Annotated in this window: 11 protein-coding genes and 1 riboswitch; of the genes, 7 read left to right on the plus strand and 4 right to left on the minus strand. The window is 65.9% G+C overall.

The features are described from left to right. Nucleotides 1-93 precede the first annotated feature (93 nt). A complete protein-coding gene (locus H8F01_RS06030) occupies nucleotides 94-1,701 on the plus strand; it encodes an APC family permease (RefSeq protein WP_187058120.1) in 1,608 nt (535 codons plus the stop codon). Between the two features lie 234 nt (nucleotides 1,702-1,935). Here H8F01_RS06030 and H8F01_RS06035 read toward each other — a convergent pair whose 3' ends face one another. The 4 genes from H8F01_RS06035 to H8F01_RS06050 all read right to left on the minus strand — a co-directional run bounded on the left by H8F01_RS06035 (nucleotide 1,936) and on the right by H8F01_RS06050 (nucleotide 6,586). After that, nucleotides 1,936-3,021: a homoserine dehydrogenase family protein gene (locus tag H8F01_RS06035; protein ID WP_187058121.1), complete on the minus strand. Its 1,086-nt coding sequence runs from the start codon at nucleotides 3,019-3,021 to the stop codon at nucleotides 1,936-1,938. Then, entirely contained in the window at nucleotides 3,018-4,226 is a 1,209-nt protein-coding gene (gene metB, locus H8F01_RS06040) for a cystathionine gamma-synthase (protein ID WP_187058122.1), read from the minus strand. Before metB ends, H8F01_RS06035 begins: the two co-directional genes overlap by 4 nt. Before the next feature lie 39 nt (nucleotides 4,227-4,265). After that, complete coding sequence (gene metX, locus H8F01_RS06045) at nucleotides 4,266-5,309, minus strand: homoserine O-succinyltransferase MetX (protein WP_187058123.1); 1,044 nt, start codon at nucleotides 5,307-5,309, stop codon at nucleotides 4,266-4,268. Between the two features lie 86 nt (nucleotides 5,310-5,395). Then, nucleotides 5,396-5,511: riboswitch (SAM riboswitch) on the minus strand. A 283-nt stretch (nucleotides 5,512-5,794) separates the two neighbouring features. Continuing rightward, nucleotides 5,795-6,586 (minus strand): hypothetical protein, encoded by a 792-nt coding sequence (locus H8F01_RS06050; protein ID WP_187058124.1) that lies wholly within the window; start codon nucleotides 6,584-6,586, stop codon nucleotides 5,795-5,797. Nucleotides 6,587-6,966: 380 nt separating this feature from the next. On the opposite strand from H8F01_RS06050, the gene H8F01_RS06055 reads away from it, so the two are divergent. The 6 genes from H8F01_RS06055 to H8F01_RS06080 all read left to right on the plus strand — a co-directional run bounded on the left by H8F01_RS06055 (nucleotide 6,967) and on the right by H8F01_RS06080 (nucleotide 15,528). Next, nucleotides 6,967-7,320 carry a DUF1304 domain-containing protein gene (locus H8F01_RS06055; RefSeq protein WP_187058125.1) on the plus strand — a complete coding sequence of 118 codons (354 nt, stop codon included), beginning with the start codon at nucleotides 6,967-6,969 and terminating at the stop codon, nucleotides 7,318-7,320. A 6-nt stretch (nucleotides 7,321-7,326) separates the two neighbouring features. Beyond that, on the plus strand, nucleotides 7,327-8,001 hold the full coding sequence (locus H8F01_RS06060; protein ID WP_238481164.1) for a M24 family metallopeptidase: 675 nt from the start codon (nucleotides 7,327-7,329) through the stop codon (nucleotides 7,999-8,001). A gap of 270 nt (nucleotides 8,002-8,271) precedes the next feature. Beyond that, nucleotides 8,272-9,873 (plus strand): peptide chain release factor 3, encoded by a 1,602-nt coding sequence (locus tag H8F01_RS06065; RefSeq protein ID WP_187058126.1) that lies wholly within the window; start codon nucleotides 8,272-8,274, stop codon nucleotides 9,871-9,873. A 111-nt stretch (nucleotides 9,874-9,984) separates the two neighbouring features. Further along, nucleotides 9,985-10,902, plus strand: a complete 918-nt coding sequence (locus tag H8F01_RS06070; protein WP_187058127.1) for a CPBP family intramembrane glutamic endopeptidase — start codon at nucleotides 9,985-9,987, stop codon at nucleotides 10,900-10,902. 91 nt (nucleotides 10,903-10,993) lie between these two features. Then, the gene (locus tag H8F01_RS06075; RefSeq protein ID WP_187058128.1) at nucleotides 10,994-14,662 is read left to right on the plus strand and encodes a response regulator; all 3,669 of its coding nucleotides are present in this window, start codon (nucleotides 10,994-10,996) and stop codon (nucleotides 14,660-14,662) included. Beyond that, entirely contained in the window at nucleotides 14,659-15,528 is an 870-nt protein-coding gene (locus H8F01_RS06080; RefSeq protein WP_187058129.1) for a CheR family methyltransferase, read from the plus strand. Before H8F01_RS06075 ends, H8F01_RS06080 begins: the two co-directional genes overlap by 4 nt.

The following is a 15,528-nucleotide window of genomic DNA, read 5'->3' on the forward strand; positions in this document are numbered from 1 at the left end:
TGTCATCATCGCCCCCTTGTGTCGCCCGGGAAGGCGGCTTTCACTTGTGTCGCCCCGGGGGCGGCCCGTCGATCCACTGACCTGGGGACCTGCATGTCTCAATCTCCGATCCGCCGCGACGTCGGCCCATTCGCCCTCATGCTTACCGGCCTGGGCTCGATCATCGGCTCCGGCTGGCTGTTCGGCGCATGGCGCGCGGCAGGCCTGGCCGGCCCCGGCGCGGTATGGGCCTGGGTGCTGGGCGCGGCCATCATCATGACCATCGCCCTGACCTACGCCGAACTGGGTGCGATGTTCCCCGAATCCGGTGGCATGGTGCGCTACAGCCACTACTCGCACGGTTCACTGGTCGGCTTCATCGGCGCGTGGGCGAACTGGATCGCCATCGTCTCGGTGATCCCGGTGGAGGCCGAAGCCTCGGTGCAGTACATGGCCTCGTGGCCGTGGAAGTGGGCGCAGGACCTGTACATGCACATGCCTGACGGGCATGGCGAACTGAGCCTGCCAGGCCTGTACATCGCCGCCGTGCTGGTGCTGATCTACTTCCTGGTCAACTTCTGGAGCGTGAAGCTTTTTGCGCGCTCCAACACGCTCATCACGGTGTTCAAGCTGGTGGTACCGGCAGCGACCGGCCTCGCGCTGATCGCCAGCGGTTTCCACTCCGAGAACTTCTCCGTGGGCGTGCATGGTGATGCACACGCCATCGACTTCGCGGCGGTGCTCACCGCCGTGGCGACCGCAGGCATCGTCTTCAGCTTCAACGGCTTCCAGAGTCCGGTGAATCTGGCTGGCGAAGCGCGCAATCCGGGCAAGAGCATTCCTTTTGCGGTGATCGGTTCGATCCTGCTGGCGACCGTGGTGTACCTGATCCTGCAGGTGGCCTATCTCGGCGCGGTGCCGCCGGACATGCTCGCCAAGGCCGGCTGGCACGGCATCGATTTCCGCTCGCCGTTCGCCGAGCTCGCCATCATCGTCAACCTGCACTGGCTGGCGATGCTGCTGTACGTCGACGCGTTCATCAGCCCCAGCGGCACCGGCATGACCTATACCGCCACCACGGCGCGCATGATTTACGGCATGGAGCGCAATGGCACGTTGCCGAAGGTGCTCGGTCGCATCCATCCGAAGTGGGGCGTGCCGCGTCCGGCAATGTGGTTCAACCTCGCCGTCTCGTACCTGTTCCTGTTCAAGTTCCGCGGCTGGGGCACGCTGGCGGCGGTGATCTCGGTGGCGACGATCATTTCCTACCTGACCGGCCCGGTGAGCGCGATGACCTTGCGCCGCACCGCACCGAACCTCCATCGCCCGCTGCGCATCGCCGGCCTGCCGATTCTTGCGGGCGTCGCCTTCATCATGGCAACGGAGCTGCTCTACTGGGCGCGCTGGCCGCTCACCGGCGAGATCATCATGCTGATGATCGTGGCCCTGCCGGTGTACCTGTTCTACCAGTTCAAGGCCAACTGGCATGACTTTGGCCGACAGCTCAAGGGCGCATGGTGGCTGATTTTCTACCTGCCCACGCTGGCGATCGTTTCGTGGGTGGGCAGCGTGGATTTCGGTGGCAACGGCTTCATCCCGTATGGCATCGACCTCGCGGTGGTTGCCGCGGTGGGCCTGGTGTTCTACGTGTGGGGCGTGAAGTCCGGCTGGCGCACGCCGTCGGTGGAAGAGGCCGAGGCCAATCCGCACGTGCACGACTGAACCGTACGCAGCAACGGATGACATGAAAAACGCGCGGCGATGAGCAGCGCGTTTTTTTGTATCCGAGTTGCCAGCATGCGTGAGCACCGCGCGTCGCGATGGAACCGGACCTTCCCTACCGTCATTCCCGCGAAGGCGGGAATCCAGTGCCTTTCTGGGTCATGCGATGTGCTGAAAGTCGCTGGATTCCCGCCTTCGCGGGAATGACGAGCGAGAAGCCAGCGGTGTTGCGATTTACGCCAGCGCCAGCACATCCCCCAGCAAAGCCTGCGCCGTCACTTCCGGCCCGGCGCCCGGCCCCTGGATCACCAGCGGCTGGGTGTTGTAACGCGTGGTGCTGAGGGCGAACTGGTTGTCGGTGCCGTAGAGACGCGTCGCCGGATGGTTGGCCGGCACTTCCACCAAGCCGACGCGTGCACGGCCGCGCTGATTGAGACGCGCGAGGAAACGCAGCGAACCGCCACGTGCCTTTGCCTCGGCAAACCGCGCGGCGAGCGGCTCGTCGAGTTCTTCCAGTCGGGCGAGGAAGGTTTCCACGTCCACGCCACGCAGGCTTTCCGGTACCAGGCTTTCCACTTCCACTTCGTCCGGTCGCAGCGCGAAGCCGGCGCAGCGGGCGAGGATGAGCAGCTTGCGCGCCACGTCTTCGCCGGAAAGATCACAGCGCGGATCGGGCTCGGTGTAACCCAGTTCACGCGCACGACGCAGCAGGGCCGAGAACGGCTGGCTGCCGTCGTACTGGTTGAATAGATACGACAGTGAACCGGAGAACACGCCTTCCAGCGTGAGCAGGGCATCGCCGCAATGACGCAGGCGACGCAGCGTGGAGATCACCGGAAGTCCGGCGCCCACCGTGGCCGAATCACCGTAACGACCGCCGCTGGCCAGCGCCGCCTGCAGCGTGCGCCAACCCGGGAGATCACCACCGGCCAACGACTTGTTGGCCGTGACCACGTGATAACCGCGCGCCAGCCACTCGGAATGGCGTGACGCCAAGGTGCCGCACGCGGTCGCATCGATCACCACCTTCACCGCGGCGTCGTGTGCATCGAGCGCGGCAAGCAGCGCCGCATCGTTGCGAACGTCGCCGTGCGACTTGAGTTTCTCGCGCAGGGCGCGGTCCGCGAGATGCTCCGCCTGCGTCTGCTGACGACGCGAATTGGCCGCGCCCACCAGCCGGATCGATGCCGCCGCCGGCGTATTGAGCAGCTTGAGGAAGGCGCCACCCACCACGCCGGTGCCGAGCAGCACGGCGGCAATGGCCGGCGACGCCAGCGGATTGGATGCAACCGCGGCCTCCGTCGTCAGCACGGCGCTCATGCACTCACCCGGCGTTTCCCGTGAGCCACGGCCTCGGCGCGAGCCAGGGCGGCGTCGATATCCGCCAGCAGATCCTCACCATCCTCAATGCCCACCGACAGGCGCAGCAGCGTGTCGGCAATGCCAGCGGCGCGACGTGCTTCCGGCGCCATGGAGGCATGCGTCATGGAAGCCGGATGGGCCACCAGGCTTTCCACGCCACCCAGCGATTCGGCCAGCGAGAAGTAGCGCACGCCATCGACAAAGGCCGCCACCTGCGCTTCGCCGCCTTCCAGCTCGAAGCTCAGCATGGCGCCGAAGCCCAGCTGCTGGCGGGCCGCCAGCGCATGACCCACATGGCTTTCCAGGCCCGGGTAATACACCTTGCGCACGGCCGCATGGCCGTCCAGACGCTCGGCGATGCGCACGGCGTTTTCCTGGTGCTGGCGCAGTCGCACGTTGAGCGTGCGCAGGCCACGCAGGGTGAGAAAGCTGTCGAACGGTGCACCGGTGAGGCCATTGCAGTTGCCCCACCACTTGAGCTGATCGGCCACGGCCTGATCGCGCGCCACCACGGCGCCGCCCACCACGTCACTGTGACCGTTGATGTACTTGGTGGTGGAGTGCACCACCACGTCCGCGCCCAGCGTCAGCGGCTGCTGAAGGGCCGGCGAGAGGAAGGTGTTGTCCACCACCACCAGTGCGCCCACCGCGTGCGCGGCCTGCGCCACATGGCGGATGTCGGTGATGCGCAGCAGCGGGTTGGACGGCGTTTCCACCCACACCAGCGACGGCTTCAGCGCGAGACCGTCCGCCAGCGAGTGGGCGTTGGTGAGATCCACGAACTTGACCTGGAAGCGGCCCTTCTTCGCCCAGGCATCCAGCAGGCGCCACGTGCCGCCGTAGCAATCATGCGCAGCCAGCACCAGCGAACCGGCAGGCACCAGCTCCAGCGCCAGCGCCACGGCCGCCATGCCACTGGCCGTCACCACCGCGCCTACGCCCTGCTCCAGCTCGGCCAGCGCTTCGCCCAGCAGGTCACGCGTGGGGTTGCCGCTGCGCGAATAGTCATAGGCGCGCTTGCCACCCAGTCCGTTGAAGGCGTAGTTGGTGGACAGGTGCAGCGGCGGCACCACGGCACCGTGCTGGGTGTCGGACTCGATGCCGGCGCGCACGGCGCGGGTATTCAGGCCAGGCGGGGTACAGGGGACGGTGGTGTCGCTCATGGTGGATCTCCGTGCGTATCGCGTTCTTTGAATTCGGGGTCAACAACCGGCCAGCGCATCGCGCAGCAGCGGCGCAAGGCGGTCGGTTTCCTTGAGGAAGGCGTCGTGGCCGTACGGCGACTCGACCACTTCCAACGTGGCCGGGCCATGCAGCCGGCGCTGCAGCTCGCACAGGTCGGCCAGCGGCACCAGTCGATCGGACGGAAAGCCGATCAGCGTGGCGGGCGCGGCCACCTGTTCGGGTGTCACGTCGTGCAGGTCGATGGATTCGGACAGCGCCAGGAAGCGCTCCACGTCGAAGCGCTCGACGAAACGACGGCCGGCGTGCTCGAGGTAATCCTCGACCGGAAAGTGGAAGCGGCCATCACGGAACTCCGGCGCGGCGCTGAAGCGCTTGGCGAATTCCTCGCTGCCGCGGTAGGTGGTCATGGCCAGCTGGCGGGCCAGCGACAGCGCCTGGTCGGCCTGACCGCTCGCCAGCCCCAGCCGCACGATGTTGCGCTGGATGGAACGCTGCGCTGTCGCCAGCGGGTGCGGACGATGTGCGCCAGCCAGCAGCACGAGGCGGCCCAGCGCATAGGGATGACGGGCAGCGAAGGCCAGCGCGACCATGGCGCCGTAGGACGAGCCGATGAAGGCATGCACGCGGTTGATGCCCAGCGCCTCCACCAGCGCGGCGAGCGCGTCGGCCTGGTCTTCGCTGGATACGGCCTGCACGCCGGTGAGGTCAGCCGGGGTCACCCAGTCGATGGAGAGCACGCGGTAACGTTCCAGGTCCAGCGGCTGCCCGCTGCCCACCTGATCCTGCCACCAGCCCGGGGCGGCCTCGCTGTCCAGCGCCACCACGTCACGGGTGGCGGAGATGCCGCCCTGCACGATCACCGTGGGTGCATCCGGGGCACCGCACCACAGGTAGCTCACCTCCACTTCACACGGCGCACTGCCGTACTTGGGCGTGATGACGAGGCGACGGGTGCTGCGATGGGTGGTAAGGCCCGGGGTGGCGGGATCCAGCCGCATGCCACCGATGGCCGCAAGGGAAGCGGACGCGACGGGCGGGGCGATCTGCGGTTGGCTGGACATCTGGCTCTTCTCCGGGTCGGCATCGATCTGCGGACCGGAGAGGAGAGCAAGCCACAACCGGCACGAGGCTCGGCGGTGCGGATTTGCCCTCATCTCGCGGCTTGCGCCCTAGGCGCTGCCGCAGGAATTGGCACCGTCGCGGAAAGTTCCGCAGGTTGCCCCGGCTTCAAAGGGCCTGTCCCTCCGCCGGTCTCGATGAGTGGGTAGGAATCTAACGGCCGCGGAAAGTCATGTCAATAGACGTCTAAACGTCTATGCACCTAGCCATCGCCCTATTTCTGCAAAAACCGCGACAAACCAGGCGTTCACGGCGGTTTCAAAGCGTGACGATGATCACTTTGCCGCCAATCCGCCGCCACTCTGGAAGCCCCGGGCCTGAACGGGCCGAATCGCGGCTAAACCATCCAAGGGCGGCACATCGGTTTCGCCTGAAACCACCCCGGGTCGACGTCCGCCCGGCCAACGGACGGACGTCCATCCATCCATCACTGCTTGATTGCGACGAACGACATCGTGCGGTTGCGCAGCTTGTCGTCGAAGACCACGTTCATGGACTTGCCGTCGGCCGATATGACGGACGTGACCACGCCAACCACCTTGCCGTCGCGCTTGTCGGTTTCCACCATGGAGGCCTTGCCGGTCTGTTTCACCGTGACGCTGCTGATGCCCGGGTCACCCTTGTAGGGTGCCTCGGTGCCGTCGAGCTTCGCGGTATACGACTGCCCGGTCGGCGTGGTCATGGTGAGGGCGCCTCCCTCCTGCTTGAAGGTGATCTCGGTGCCGTTGTCGGACAGGCTGGCGATATTGGCCGTGACCCAGGAGCCGGAGATCGCATGGGAACCGGCCGGCCCCGCCGCGACCTGCTTCAGCTCGCCGCTGCCGGTGACGGGCGCGCCCTGGCTGTTGCTGCTGTCGCTGAATTCGAAGTGCGCACTCTTGCCGTCCGCCGCCACCGTGGTGGTGGTCGTGGCGACCACCTTGCCGCCCTTCTTGTCGGTCTCTCTCACGGTATGCGCATCCACGACCGCCACGGCCATGGTGTCCAGGTAGGGATGCCCGGTGACGGCGTGATCCTCACCATCGGCCTTGATGCTTACCGGCGGCACGCAGGTCTTGCAGGCATACGTACCGTCCTTGAGCACGAGCACGTCGGGCTTCTTGGGCATCTGCAGCTTGCTCATGTCGATTTTCCAGGTGCCGTCGAACGGCCCGTCGGCCATGGCACCAAGCGGAAACAGCAACAGCAGGCACAGCCCTGCGGACAGTGACTTGTTCATGGCATGACTCCCCAGCAGTTGGAATGACCGGGCGATGCCCATGTCCCCTGGGAACGTCACTGTCCGGTGGGCGCCCTCCTCTGGCCCAGCCACGCCAACCTACGCCGCAGCCATGACCACAGCCATTGGCCGGAAGTGTTAGCCGGGCCGGGGCACCGCGGCTGTTTTGCGGCCGGGAAAGACAGCGGGCTGCCGTGCAGCTTGTCCTGGCTATCGACCGGCATGCTGCAGCGATCCGCGGCCACGGCAACCCACGCCCGCGCCAACCACCCGGCCATCAACGAATGGCCCTGGGGCCATAAAGAATTTGACAGTACGTCCAGCGGCATCTCGTTATGCTTGCCTTCTGCCGCCCCAGGCATGTCATCTGAGGAAACCGCGTGTCCCTTGCTGCCAACGTCGTGATCGCCGTGATTGCCCTGCTGCACGTCTGGTTCCTGGTGCTGGAGATGTTCCTGTGGGACAAGCCGTCGGGCCGCAAGGCGTTTGGCACCACCGCGGAATTTGCCACGCAGTCGAAAGTGCTGGCTGCCAATCAGGGGCTCTACAACGGATTTCTTGCCGCGGGCCTGATCTGGGGCTTGCTGCTGGGGCCGGCTGGCCTCGCCATCAAAAGCTTTTTCCTCGCTTGCGTGCTGGTTGCCGGCATTTACGGTGGGCTTACCGCCAGTCGCAAGATACTGTGGATCCAGGCTGCGCCCGCGGCGCTCGGCCTGATCCTGCTATGGGCCTGACCTGAAATGACGACCGACACACCCTTCTCCGCCCACGAAGCCGTTGGCGAACCCTTCGACGCTGCCTCGATGCAACACGCCCGCGAGATGAGCTGGGCCGCGCTGCACGGCATCCGCGAACGCATGCGTCCCGGCATCACCGAACAAGAAGCCAGGATCGAAGCTGCTGATGTGTTCCGCCAGCTCGGCATGGAGCGGTTGTGGCATCCGGTGATCATCCGCATCGGGCCCAACACCACCAAGACCTATCGCGAGCGCTCCGAGCCGGTTCGCCTGGGCGACAACGACATCTACTTCATCGACCTGGGGCTGGTGTTCAACGGCCACGAAGGCGACGTGGGCGACACCTTCGTGGTCGGCCATGCACCAGAGATGCAAGCCTGCGCCGATGCCGCGCGCGATCTGTTCCGTGCCACCGCGGAGGCCTGGCGCAGCCGTGGCCTTACCGGCGAAGCGCTGTACGCATTTGCCGAGCAACAGGCCGAAGCCATGGGCTGGCGGCTCAACCACGAGATCAAGGGCCATCGCGTCAGCGACTTCCCCCATTCGGTGCACAAGGCCGGTGACCTGGGCGAATACGGCGAACGCCCGTCCAGCGGACTGTGGATCCTGGAGATCCAGATCAGCCACCCCACGGAGCCCTATGGCGCGTTCTACGAGGACCTGCTGACCCGGGACTGAGCACGGGAACTCCCTGCGCAGGGGTTGTCCGTGAGCGGCGACACCCGGATGGAAGGCGGCGGCGGCGGGAAGGGCAGGCCGGGCTGGGTCGTCGCTACCGGATCCACCTTTGTGGGAGCGCGCCCTGAGCGCGATGGCCCCGGTAAAGATTCGGCAGCATGAGTCGCGCACAGGGTGCGCTCCCACACAAATAAGGGCCTGCGGAACGCCCACCGGCACCCCTCCCCTACCCTTGGTACAATGGCGGGTTCGCGAACCTGATACCCCGCCATGTCTACCCATCTCACCGAAACCCGTCGCCGCCGCACCTTCGCCATCGTCAGCCACCCTGACGCGGGCAAGACCACGCTGACCGAAAAGCTGCTGCTGTTCGGCGGTGCCATCCAGATGGCCGGTTCGGTGAAGGGCCGCAAGGCCGCCCGTCACGCCACCTCCGACTGGATGGCGCTGGAAAAGGAGCGCGGCATTTCGGTGACCTCGTCGGTGATGCAGTTTCCGTATGAGGGCCGCATCGTCAACCTGCTCGACACCCCGGGCCATGCGGACTTCTCGGAAGACACCTACCGCGTGCTCACGGCGGTGGACTCGGCCCTGATGGTGATCGACTGCGCCAAGGGCGTGGAAGAACGCACCATCAAGCTGATGGAGGTGTGCCGCCTGCGCGACACGCCCATCATGACCTTCATCAACAAGCTCGACCGTGAAGGCCGCTCGCCGATCGAACTGCTGGACGAAGTGGAATCGGTGCTGGGCATTGCCTGTGCGCCGCTGACCTGGCCCATCGGCATGGGCAAGCGCCTCAAGGGTGTGTACCACCTGTTGCTCGACGAGGTGCACGTGTTCGAGCAGGGCAAGAATTTCACGCGCCAGGATTCCACCATCTTCAAGGGCCTGGACGCACCGGGCCTGGAAGCCGCCCTCGGTACCGAGGCGCTGGCCGAGCTGCGCGACGAACTGGAACTGGTGCAGGGCGCTTCGCATCCGTTCGACGTGGAGCAGTACCTGGCCGGCAAGCTCACGCCGGTGTTCTTCGGCTCGGCGGTGAACAACTTCGGCGTGCAGCTGCTGCTGGATTTCTTCGTCGAGCACGCACCGTCGCCGCGCTCGCGCGCCACGCTGTCGCGCGAAGTGACGCCGGACGAAGGCGCCCTCACCGGCTTCGTGTTCAAGATCCAGGCGAACATGGACCCGGCGCACCGCGACCGCATCGCCTTCATGCGCGTCTGCTCGGGCACCTACAGCGCCGGCATGAAGATGATGCAGACGCGTACCGGCAAGGACGTGCGCATCGCCAACGCGCTCACCTTCATGGCGAGCGATCGTGAGATCGTCGAGAACGCCTATCCCGGCGACGTGATCGGCCTGCATAACCACGGCACCATCGGCATCGGCGACACCTTCACCGAAGGCGAGATGGTCAGCTTCACCGGCATCCCCAACTTCGCGCCGGAACTGTTCCGCCGCGCGCGCCTGCGCGATCCGCTGAAGATGAAGGCGCTGCAGAAGGGCCTGGCCCAGCTGTCCGAAGAAGGCGCCACGCAGTTCTTCCGCCCGTTGATGAGCAACGACCTTATCCTGGGTGCGGTGGGCGTGCTGCAGTTCGACGTGGTGGCCTATCGCCTCAAGGACGAATACGGCGTGGATGCCACCTTCGAGCCCGTCACCGTGTCCACCGCGCGCTGGATCCACTGCGACGACGCGAAGAAGCTCGAGGAATTCCGCGAGAAGAACGCCAACAACCTCGCCATCGATGCGGCGGGGGAGTTGGTGTATCTGGCACCGTCGCGCGTGAACCTGCAGCTGGCGCAGGAGCGTTCGCCCGCCGTGCGCTTCTCGGCCACGCGCGAACACGCCACCTCGGTCGACCTGTAACGTTCCCGGCCACCGTCACCCTGGCGCAAGCTGCAGGGTGACGGCTGGCAGATGTCCGCACCGATACCTGCGCTGCTAGCCTTGTCCGCTCTTCAAGGGACATCCAGCCACATGCCAGCCAGCCCGATCGCCTTCACCCCTCCCGCCACTGCCACCACCTGGCAACGCTGGACGGTGTTCTCGCCTTTCGGCCGCATCGTGTTTTTCGCGGCGCTGTTCTTCGTACTGATCAAGCTGACTTCGGCGGCCGTGGGCGTCATGGGCCTGATGGGCCCCGGCGTGCCGCCGCTGTCGCGCGCCGTCGGCGTGCTGATCGTGCAACTGGTTTCCGCCGGCGTGGCCTATGCCGTGCTGGTCAAGGCCATCGAACGCCGGCCGATCCGCGAACTCGCCGCGACGGACATTGGCCGACTGGGCGTGCCGGGCCTGCTGCTGGGCGCCTTCCTGATGAGCGCGACCGTGCTGGTGCTGTGGTTGGCGGGCAGCTATCACGTGACCGGCACCAACCCCTCCGTGAACTGGTTGCCGGCCGTGCTGACCACCGGCCTGGGCGCGGGCATCTCCGAGGAAATCATCACGCGCGGCGTGCTGTTCCGCGCCGTGGAAGAAGGCCTGGGCACCTGGGCCGCACTGGCCATTTCGGCGCTGTTCTTCGGCGCGGCCCACATCTTCAATCCCGGCGCCACGCTGTGGAGCTCGCTCGCCATCGCCATCGAGGCCGGCGTGTTGCTGGCCCTGATGTACCACGTGACCCGCTCGCTATGGCCGTGCATTGGCCTGCATGCGGCATGGAACGTGATGCAGGGCACGGTCTACGGCATCCCCGTGTCGGGCACCGAAGCCCACGGCTGGCTCGTGTCCAGCCGCAGCGGCCCGGACTGGCTCAGCGGCGGCGTGTTCGGCGCGGAAGCCTCGGTGGTGGCCCTGACCCTCTGCTCGGCTTGCTCGGCCCTGCTGCTTATCGTGGCGATCCGGCGCGGCACCATCATCCCGCCGTCCTGGAAGCGCGAGCACGCCAGCGTGGCGTGACGCCAGCTACCGCCTTCACAAAACAGCGGATACCCTGAGGGGAACCGCCCCGGCCGGGTCACACGACCCGGCCCAAAAACTGTGAAGACGCATGGCCGCTCAGAAGAACCGGTATTCCTGGCTGGCCCACCAGCCGATGCAGCTGAAGATACTCACCGCGATCGGCACGCTGGTGCTGCTGTTCGTGATCTGCAGCGCCTTCACCTTGCGATCGCTGGCCCGGCAGGATGTCAGTGCGCACTGGTCACGTCATACCTACGACGTGCGCGCCAAGATCGACGACGTCTTCGAACACCTGCAGGCAAGCCAGATCGCCGTGCGCGGCTACCTGCTTGACCCGCGCAGCAGCGAGCTCGACAAGCACAAGAAGGCCAACGAGGATCTGGCCAAGGACATTGCCGACCTGCGCGGCCTGACCAGCGACAACCCGGTCCAGCAGATCCGCATCGATCGCCTCGCGACGATGGTGGGGCAGTGGCAGAAGGAAGCCCTGCACACCGGCATCGAGCCTATCCAGGCCATCCGTGCCAGCGGCACCGGCGAAGCCGCCGCCGAACAGGTCCGCGTGCAGAGCGAATACCTCAAGCGCGTCACGGCCGGGCTCGGCGACATCCTCGTCGTGCTCGATGACATGGACGATACCGAGCGCAACCTGCTCGACCAGCGCGAGGCCACCCAGCGCCGCGACATCACCGAAGTGCGCACGGCCATCTGGACCACCCTGCTGCTCAGCCTGCTGCTGGGCATATCGGTGGTCTACATGACCTTCCGCCTGATCACCCGGCCCATCCGCCGCATGACCGACCTGATGACGCGGCTGGCCAATCACGACCACACGGTCGAGATCCGGCAGCTGGAGCGTCGCGACGAAATCGGCGAGATCGCCCGCTCGCTGCAGGTGTTCAAGCACATGGCGATCGAAACCGCCGCGCAGGCCTGGGTGAAGACGCAGGTCTCGCAGATCGCCAGCGAACTGCAGAAAGTGGAAACCGAGCAGGAGTTCGCCGAACAGCTGAACAGCACACTGGTGCCGCTGCTGGACTGCGGCGTCGGCGTGTTCTACCGCTACAACGAAGAGCATCAGCGGCTGCGCCTGCAAGGCAGCTATGGCTACCAGCAGCGGCGCCACCTGAGCACCGAGTACGCGCTGGGCGAAGGCCTGGTGGGCCAGTGTGCGCTGGAACGCAAGCCGATCACCCTGCAGGACGTGCCCGACGACTACGTGCGCATCCATTCCGGCAGCGGCGAAGCACCGCCGCGCAGCATCACCGTGCTGCCACTGGTGCTGCGCGACAAGCTGCTGGGCGTGCTGGAACTGGGTAGCTTCCACCATTTCAGCGAACCCCAGCAGCGCCTGCTCGAAGAGTTGCTGCCGATTGCCTCGCTGTCGCTGGAAAACCTCGGCCGCGCCATCCGCACGCAGGACCTGCTCAAGCGCACCAGCGAGCAGGCCGACGAGTTGCGGGCGTCCGAGGAAATCCTGCGCCGGCAGCAGCAGGACCTCCAGGTCACCAACGAAGAACTCAACGCCAAGACCCACGAGTTGCAGGAGCAGTCGCAACGCCTGCTCGCCTCGGAAGAGGAACTGCGCGTACAGACCGAAGAACTTCAGGCTTCCAACGAGGAGCTGCGCCAGAAGACCGACACGCTGAACCAGCAGAAGCACGTGCTGGAAACCCTGCAGCAGGAGACGCAGGAAAAGGCCGAGGAACTCGCGCGGGCCAGCCAGTACAAGTCCGAATTCCTCGCCAACATGTCGCACGAGCTGCGCACGCCGCTCAACAGCCTGCTGATCCTCTCGCGCAGCCTGGCCGACAACCGGGAAGGCAACCTGGATGAGGAACAGGTGGAGTCGGCACGCATCATCCATGACTCCGGCACCAACCTGCTGCGCCTGATCAACGACATTCTGGACCTCTCCAAGGTCGAAGCCGGCAAGATGGACATCGTGCTCGACGAACTGCCGTTCGCCGACCTCGAGCGCGTGCTGATGCGCACATTCCAGCACGTGGCACAGGAAAAGAAACTCGGCTTCGTGGTGCAGATCGACCCGAGCCTGCCCGCGATCATCCGCACCGATGGCGCCAAGCTCGAGCAGATCGCCAACAATCTCATCGGCAACGCCTTCAAGTTCACCCACCAGGGCACCGTCACGGTGCGCATCGAGCGCCCGTCTGCCGCCATCGCCCTGCCGCCGGTGCTTCATGGCAAGGACGCCGTCGCCATCGCCGTGAGCGACACCGGCATCGGCATTCCGCAGGAGAAGGCGCAGAAGATCTTCCAGGCGTTCGAACAGGTCGATGCCAGCACCAGCCGCCAGTACGGCGGTACGGGCCTGGGGCTGACCATTTCGCGCCGCATCGCGGAACTGCTCGGTGGCGACATCGTGCTGGACAGCGACGCCGGCCGCGGCAGCACCTTCACCATCCTGCTGCCGCTGGAGGGTCCTTCCGGGCATGTTGCTTCGGCGACGCCCTCTCCCGCTCCCGCACCACTGCGCCCGGCCGGCACGTCGGCGCTGCTGCCAGAGACCATCGAGGATGATCGCGACAGCATCACCGGGGACGATACCGTCATCCTCATCGTCGAGGACGACCCGGTGTTCGCGCGGATCCTGGCCGACATGGTCCGCCGCAAAGGTTATCGCGTGCTGGCCGCGGCCGATGGCGAATCGGGCCTGCAGCTGGCCATGCGTTACACCCCCACCGGCATCCTGCTCGACGTGATGCTGCCGGGCATGGACGGCTGGACGGTGATCGAACGCCTGAAAGAAAACGCCGCCACGCGCCATGTGCCCGTGCATTTCATCTCGGCGGTGGACGAAGCCAATCGCGGACGCGAACTGGGCGCGGTGGGCTTCCTCACCAAGCCGGTGAGTCGCGAGGCCATCGGCGATGCCTTCGAACGCCTGATGCACTTTGCCGAAGGCCATATGCGCCACCTGCTGATCATCGATGACGACGCCGACTCGCGCGCCGCCATGCGCACGCTGCTGCGAAACGACGACGTGACCATCGACGAGGCCGGCAGCGCCGAAGAAGCCATCGAGCGCATGGCCAATGCCAGCTACGACTGCATCGTGCTCGACCTGGGCCTGCCCGGCATGTCGGGTATCGAGTTCCTCGAGCAGCTCTCCGCCACCGGGCGCATTCCGCCGGTGGTGGTCTACTCGGGCCGCGAGCTGAGCCGCGAGGAAAGCCTGAAGCTGCGCCAGTACACCGACAGCATCGTGATCAAGGGCGTGCGCTCGCCAGAGCGCCTGCTCGATGAGGTCAGCCTGTTCCTGCACAGCATCCAGGATGGTCGCACGCGTCGCGCCGGCAACGGTGCCGCCGGCGCAGCGACGACCTCGCCCGCGATCCGCACCGCACACGATGCCAGCGCACTGCAGGAGCGCAACGTGCTGCTGGTGGATGACGACATGCGCAACCTGTTCGCGCTGTCCAAGGTACTGCGCGGATGGGGCATGCACGTGACCATGGCGCAGGACGGCCAGAAGGCACTCAAGGTGCTCGCAGACGGCCATGACATCGAACTGGTGCTGATGGACGTGATGATGCCGGTGATGGATGGCTACGACACCATCCGCGCCATTCGCGCCCAACCGCAGCTGACCGCCCTGCCGATCATCGCCCTCACGGCCAAGGCCATGCGCGGCGACCGCGAGAAGTGCCTGGCGGCCGGCGCCAACGACTACCTGTCCAAGCCCATCGACATCGACAAGCTGTCGTCGATGATGCACGTTTGGCTGCATCGATGAACTCGCCCGCCGGCAAGGCGAAGGCGCCGGACACCTCGCTCGAGGACATCGAGGTCGAGCTGTTCGTTCGCGCGCTGAAGCTCCGGCATGGCTACGATTTCAGCCAGTACGCGCCCGCGTCCCTCAAGCGGCGGGTGCTGCAGCTGGCGCATGCGCAGGACACCGGCAACGTGAGCGAGCTCACCACCCGCCTGCTGCATGAACCGGGTTTTCTTTCCGTCGCCCTGGAAGGCTTGTCGGTGCCGGTCTCGGAAATGTTCCGCGACCCGGACGTCTTCCTCGCCCTGCGCGAGCAGGTGTTTCCGGTGCTCGCCTCCTACCCCCAGATCAACATCTGGCAGGCCGGCTGCGCGCACGGGCAGGAGGTCTACTCGCTGGCCATCCTGCTGGAAGAAGCCGGCCTGTATGAGCGCACGCAGATCTACGCCACCGACTTCAACGAAGCCGCCCTGCAGCAGGCCCGCGAAGGCATCTACCCGGCACGCGAGGCGCAGCTGTGGTCACGCAACTACCTCGCTGCCGGCGGCAGGCACACGCTGGCCGATTACTACAGCGCACGCTACGAGTTCATCAAGCTGGACCAGCGCCTGAATCGCCACGTGATCTTCGCCAACCACAACCTGGTCACGGACGAAGTGTTCTGCGAGGCGCACCTGGTGCTGTGCCGCAACGTGCTGATCTATTTTTCCGACCCACTGCAGGACCGCACCCTGGCCTTGTTCCGCGACAGCCTGGTGCGCGGCGGCTTCCTCTGCCTGGGCACGCGCGAGAGCCTGGATTTCGCCCCTTCGGCCAGCGACTTCGCACCGGTAGATGCAGCCCGCCGCATCTATCGCCTCGGGTCGCGCAGCGCAGGCAGGGACTGA

The organism is Dyella telluris (assembly GCF_014297575.1).
Taxonomy (GTDB): domain Bacteria; phylum Pseudomonadota; class Gammaproteobacteria; order Xanthomonadales; family Rhodanobacteraceae; genus Dyella; species Dyella telluris.

Bases quoted from the DNA above. Each gene is read 5' to 3' on its own strand.
- H8F01_RS06030 (WP_187058120.1), top strand. From the start codon at position 94: ATGTCTCAATCTCCGATCCGCCGCGACGTCGGCCCATTCGCCCTCATG.
- H8F01_RS06035 (WP_187058121.1), bottom strand. From the start codon at position 3,021: ATGAGCGCCGTGCTGACGACGGAGGCCGCGGTTGCATCCAATCCGCTG.
- metB (WP_187058122.1), bottom strand. From the start codon at position 4,226: ATGAGCGACACCACCGTCCCCTGTACCCCGCCTGGCCTGAATACCCGC.
- metX (WP_187058123.1), bottom strand. From the start codon at position 5,309: ATGTCCAGCCAACCGCAGATCGCCCCGCCCGTCGCGTCCGCTTCCCTT.
- H8F01_RS06050 (WP_187058124.1), bottom strand. From the start codon at position 6,586: ATGAACAAGTCACTGTCCGCAGGGCTGTGCCTGCTGTTGCTGTTTCCG.
- H8F01_RS06060 (WP_238481164.1), top strand. From the start codon at position 7,327: ATGACGACCGACACACCCTTCTCCGCCCACGAAGCCGTTGGCGAACCC.
- H8F01_RS06065 (WP_187058126.1), top strand. From the start codon at position 8,272: ATGTCTACCCATCTCACCGAAACCCGTCGCCGCCGCACCTTCGCCATC.
- H8F01_RS06070 (WP_187058127.1), top strand. From the start codon at position 9,985: ATGCCAGCCAGCCCGATCGCCTTCACCCCTCCCGCCACTGCCACCACC.
- H8F01_RS06075 (WP_187058128.1), top strand. From the start codon at position 10,994: ATGGCCGCTCAGAAGAACCGGTATTCCTGGCTGGCCCACCAGCCGATG.
- H8F01_RS06080 (WP_187058129.1), top strand. From the start codon at position 14,659: ATGAACTCGCCCGCCGGCAAGGCGAAGGCGCCGGACACCTCGCTCGAG.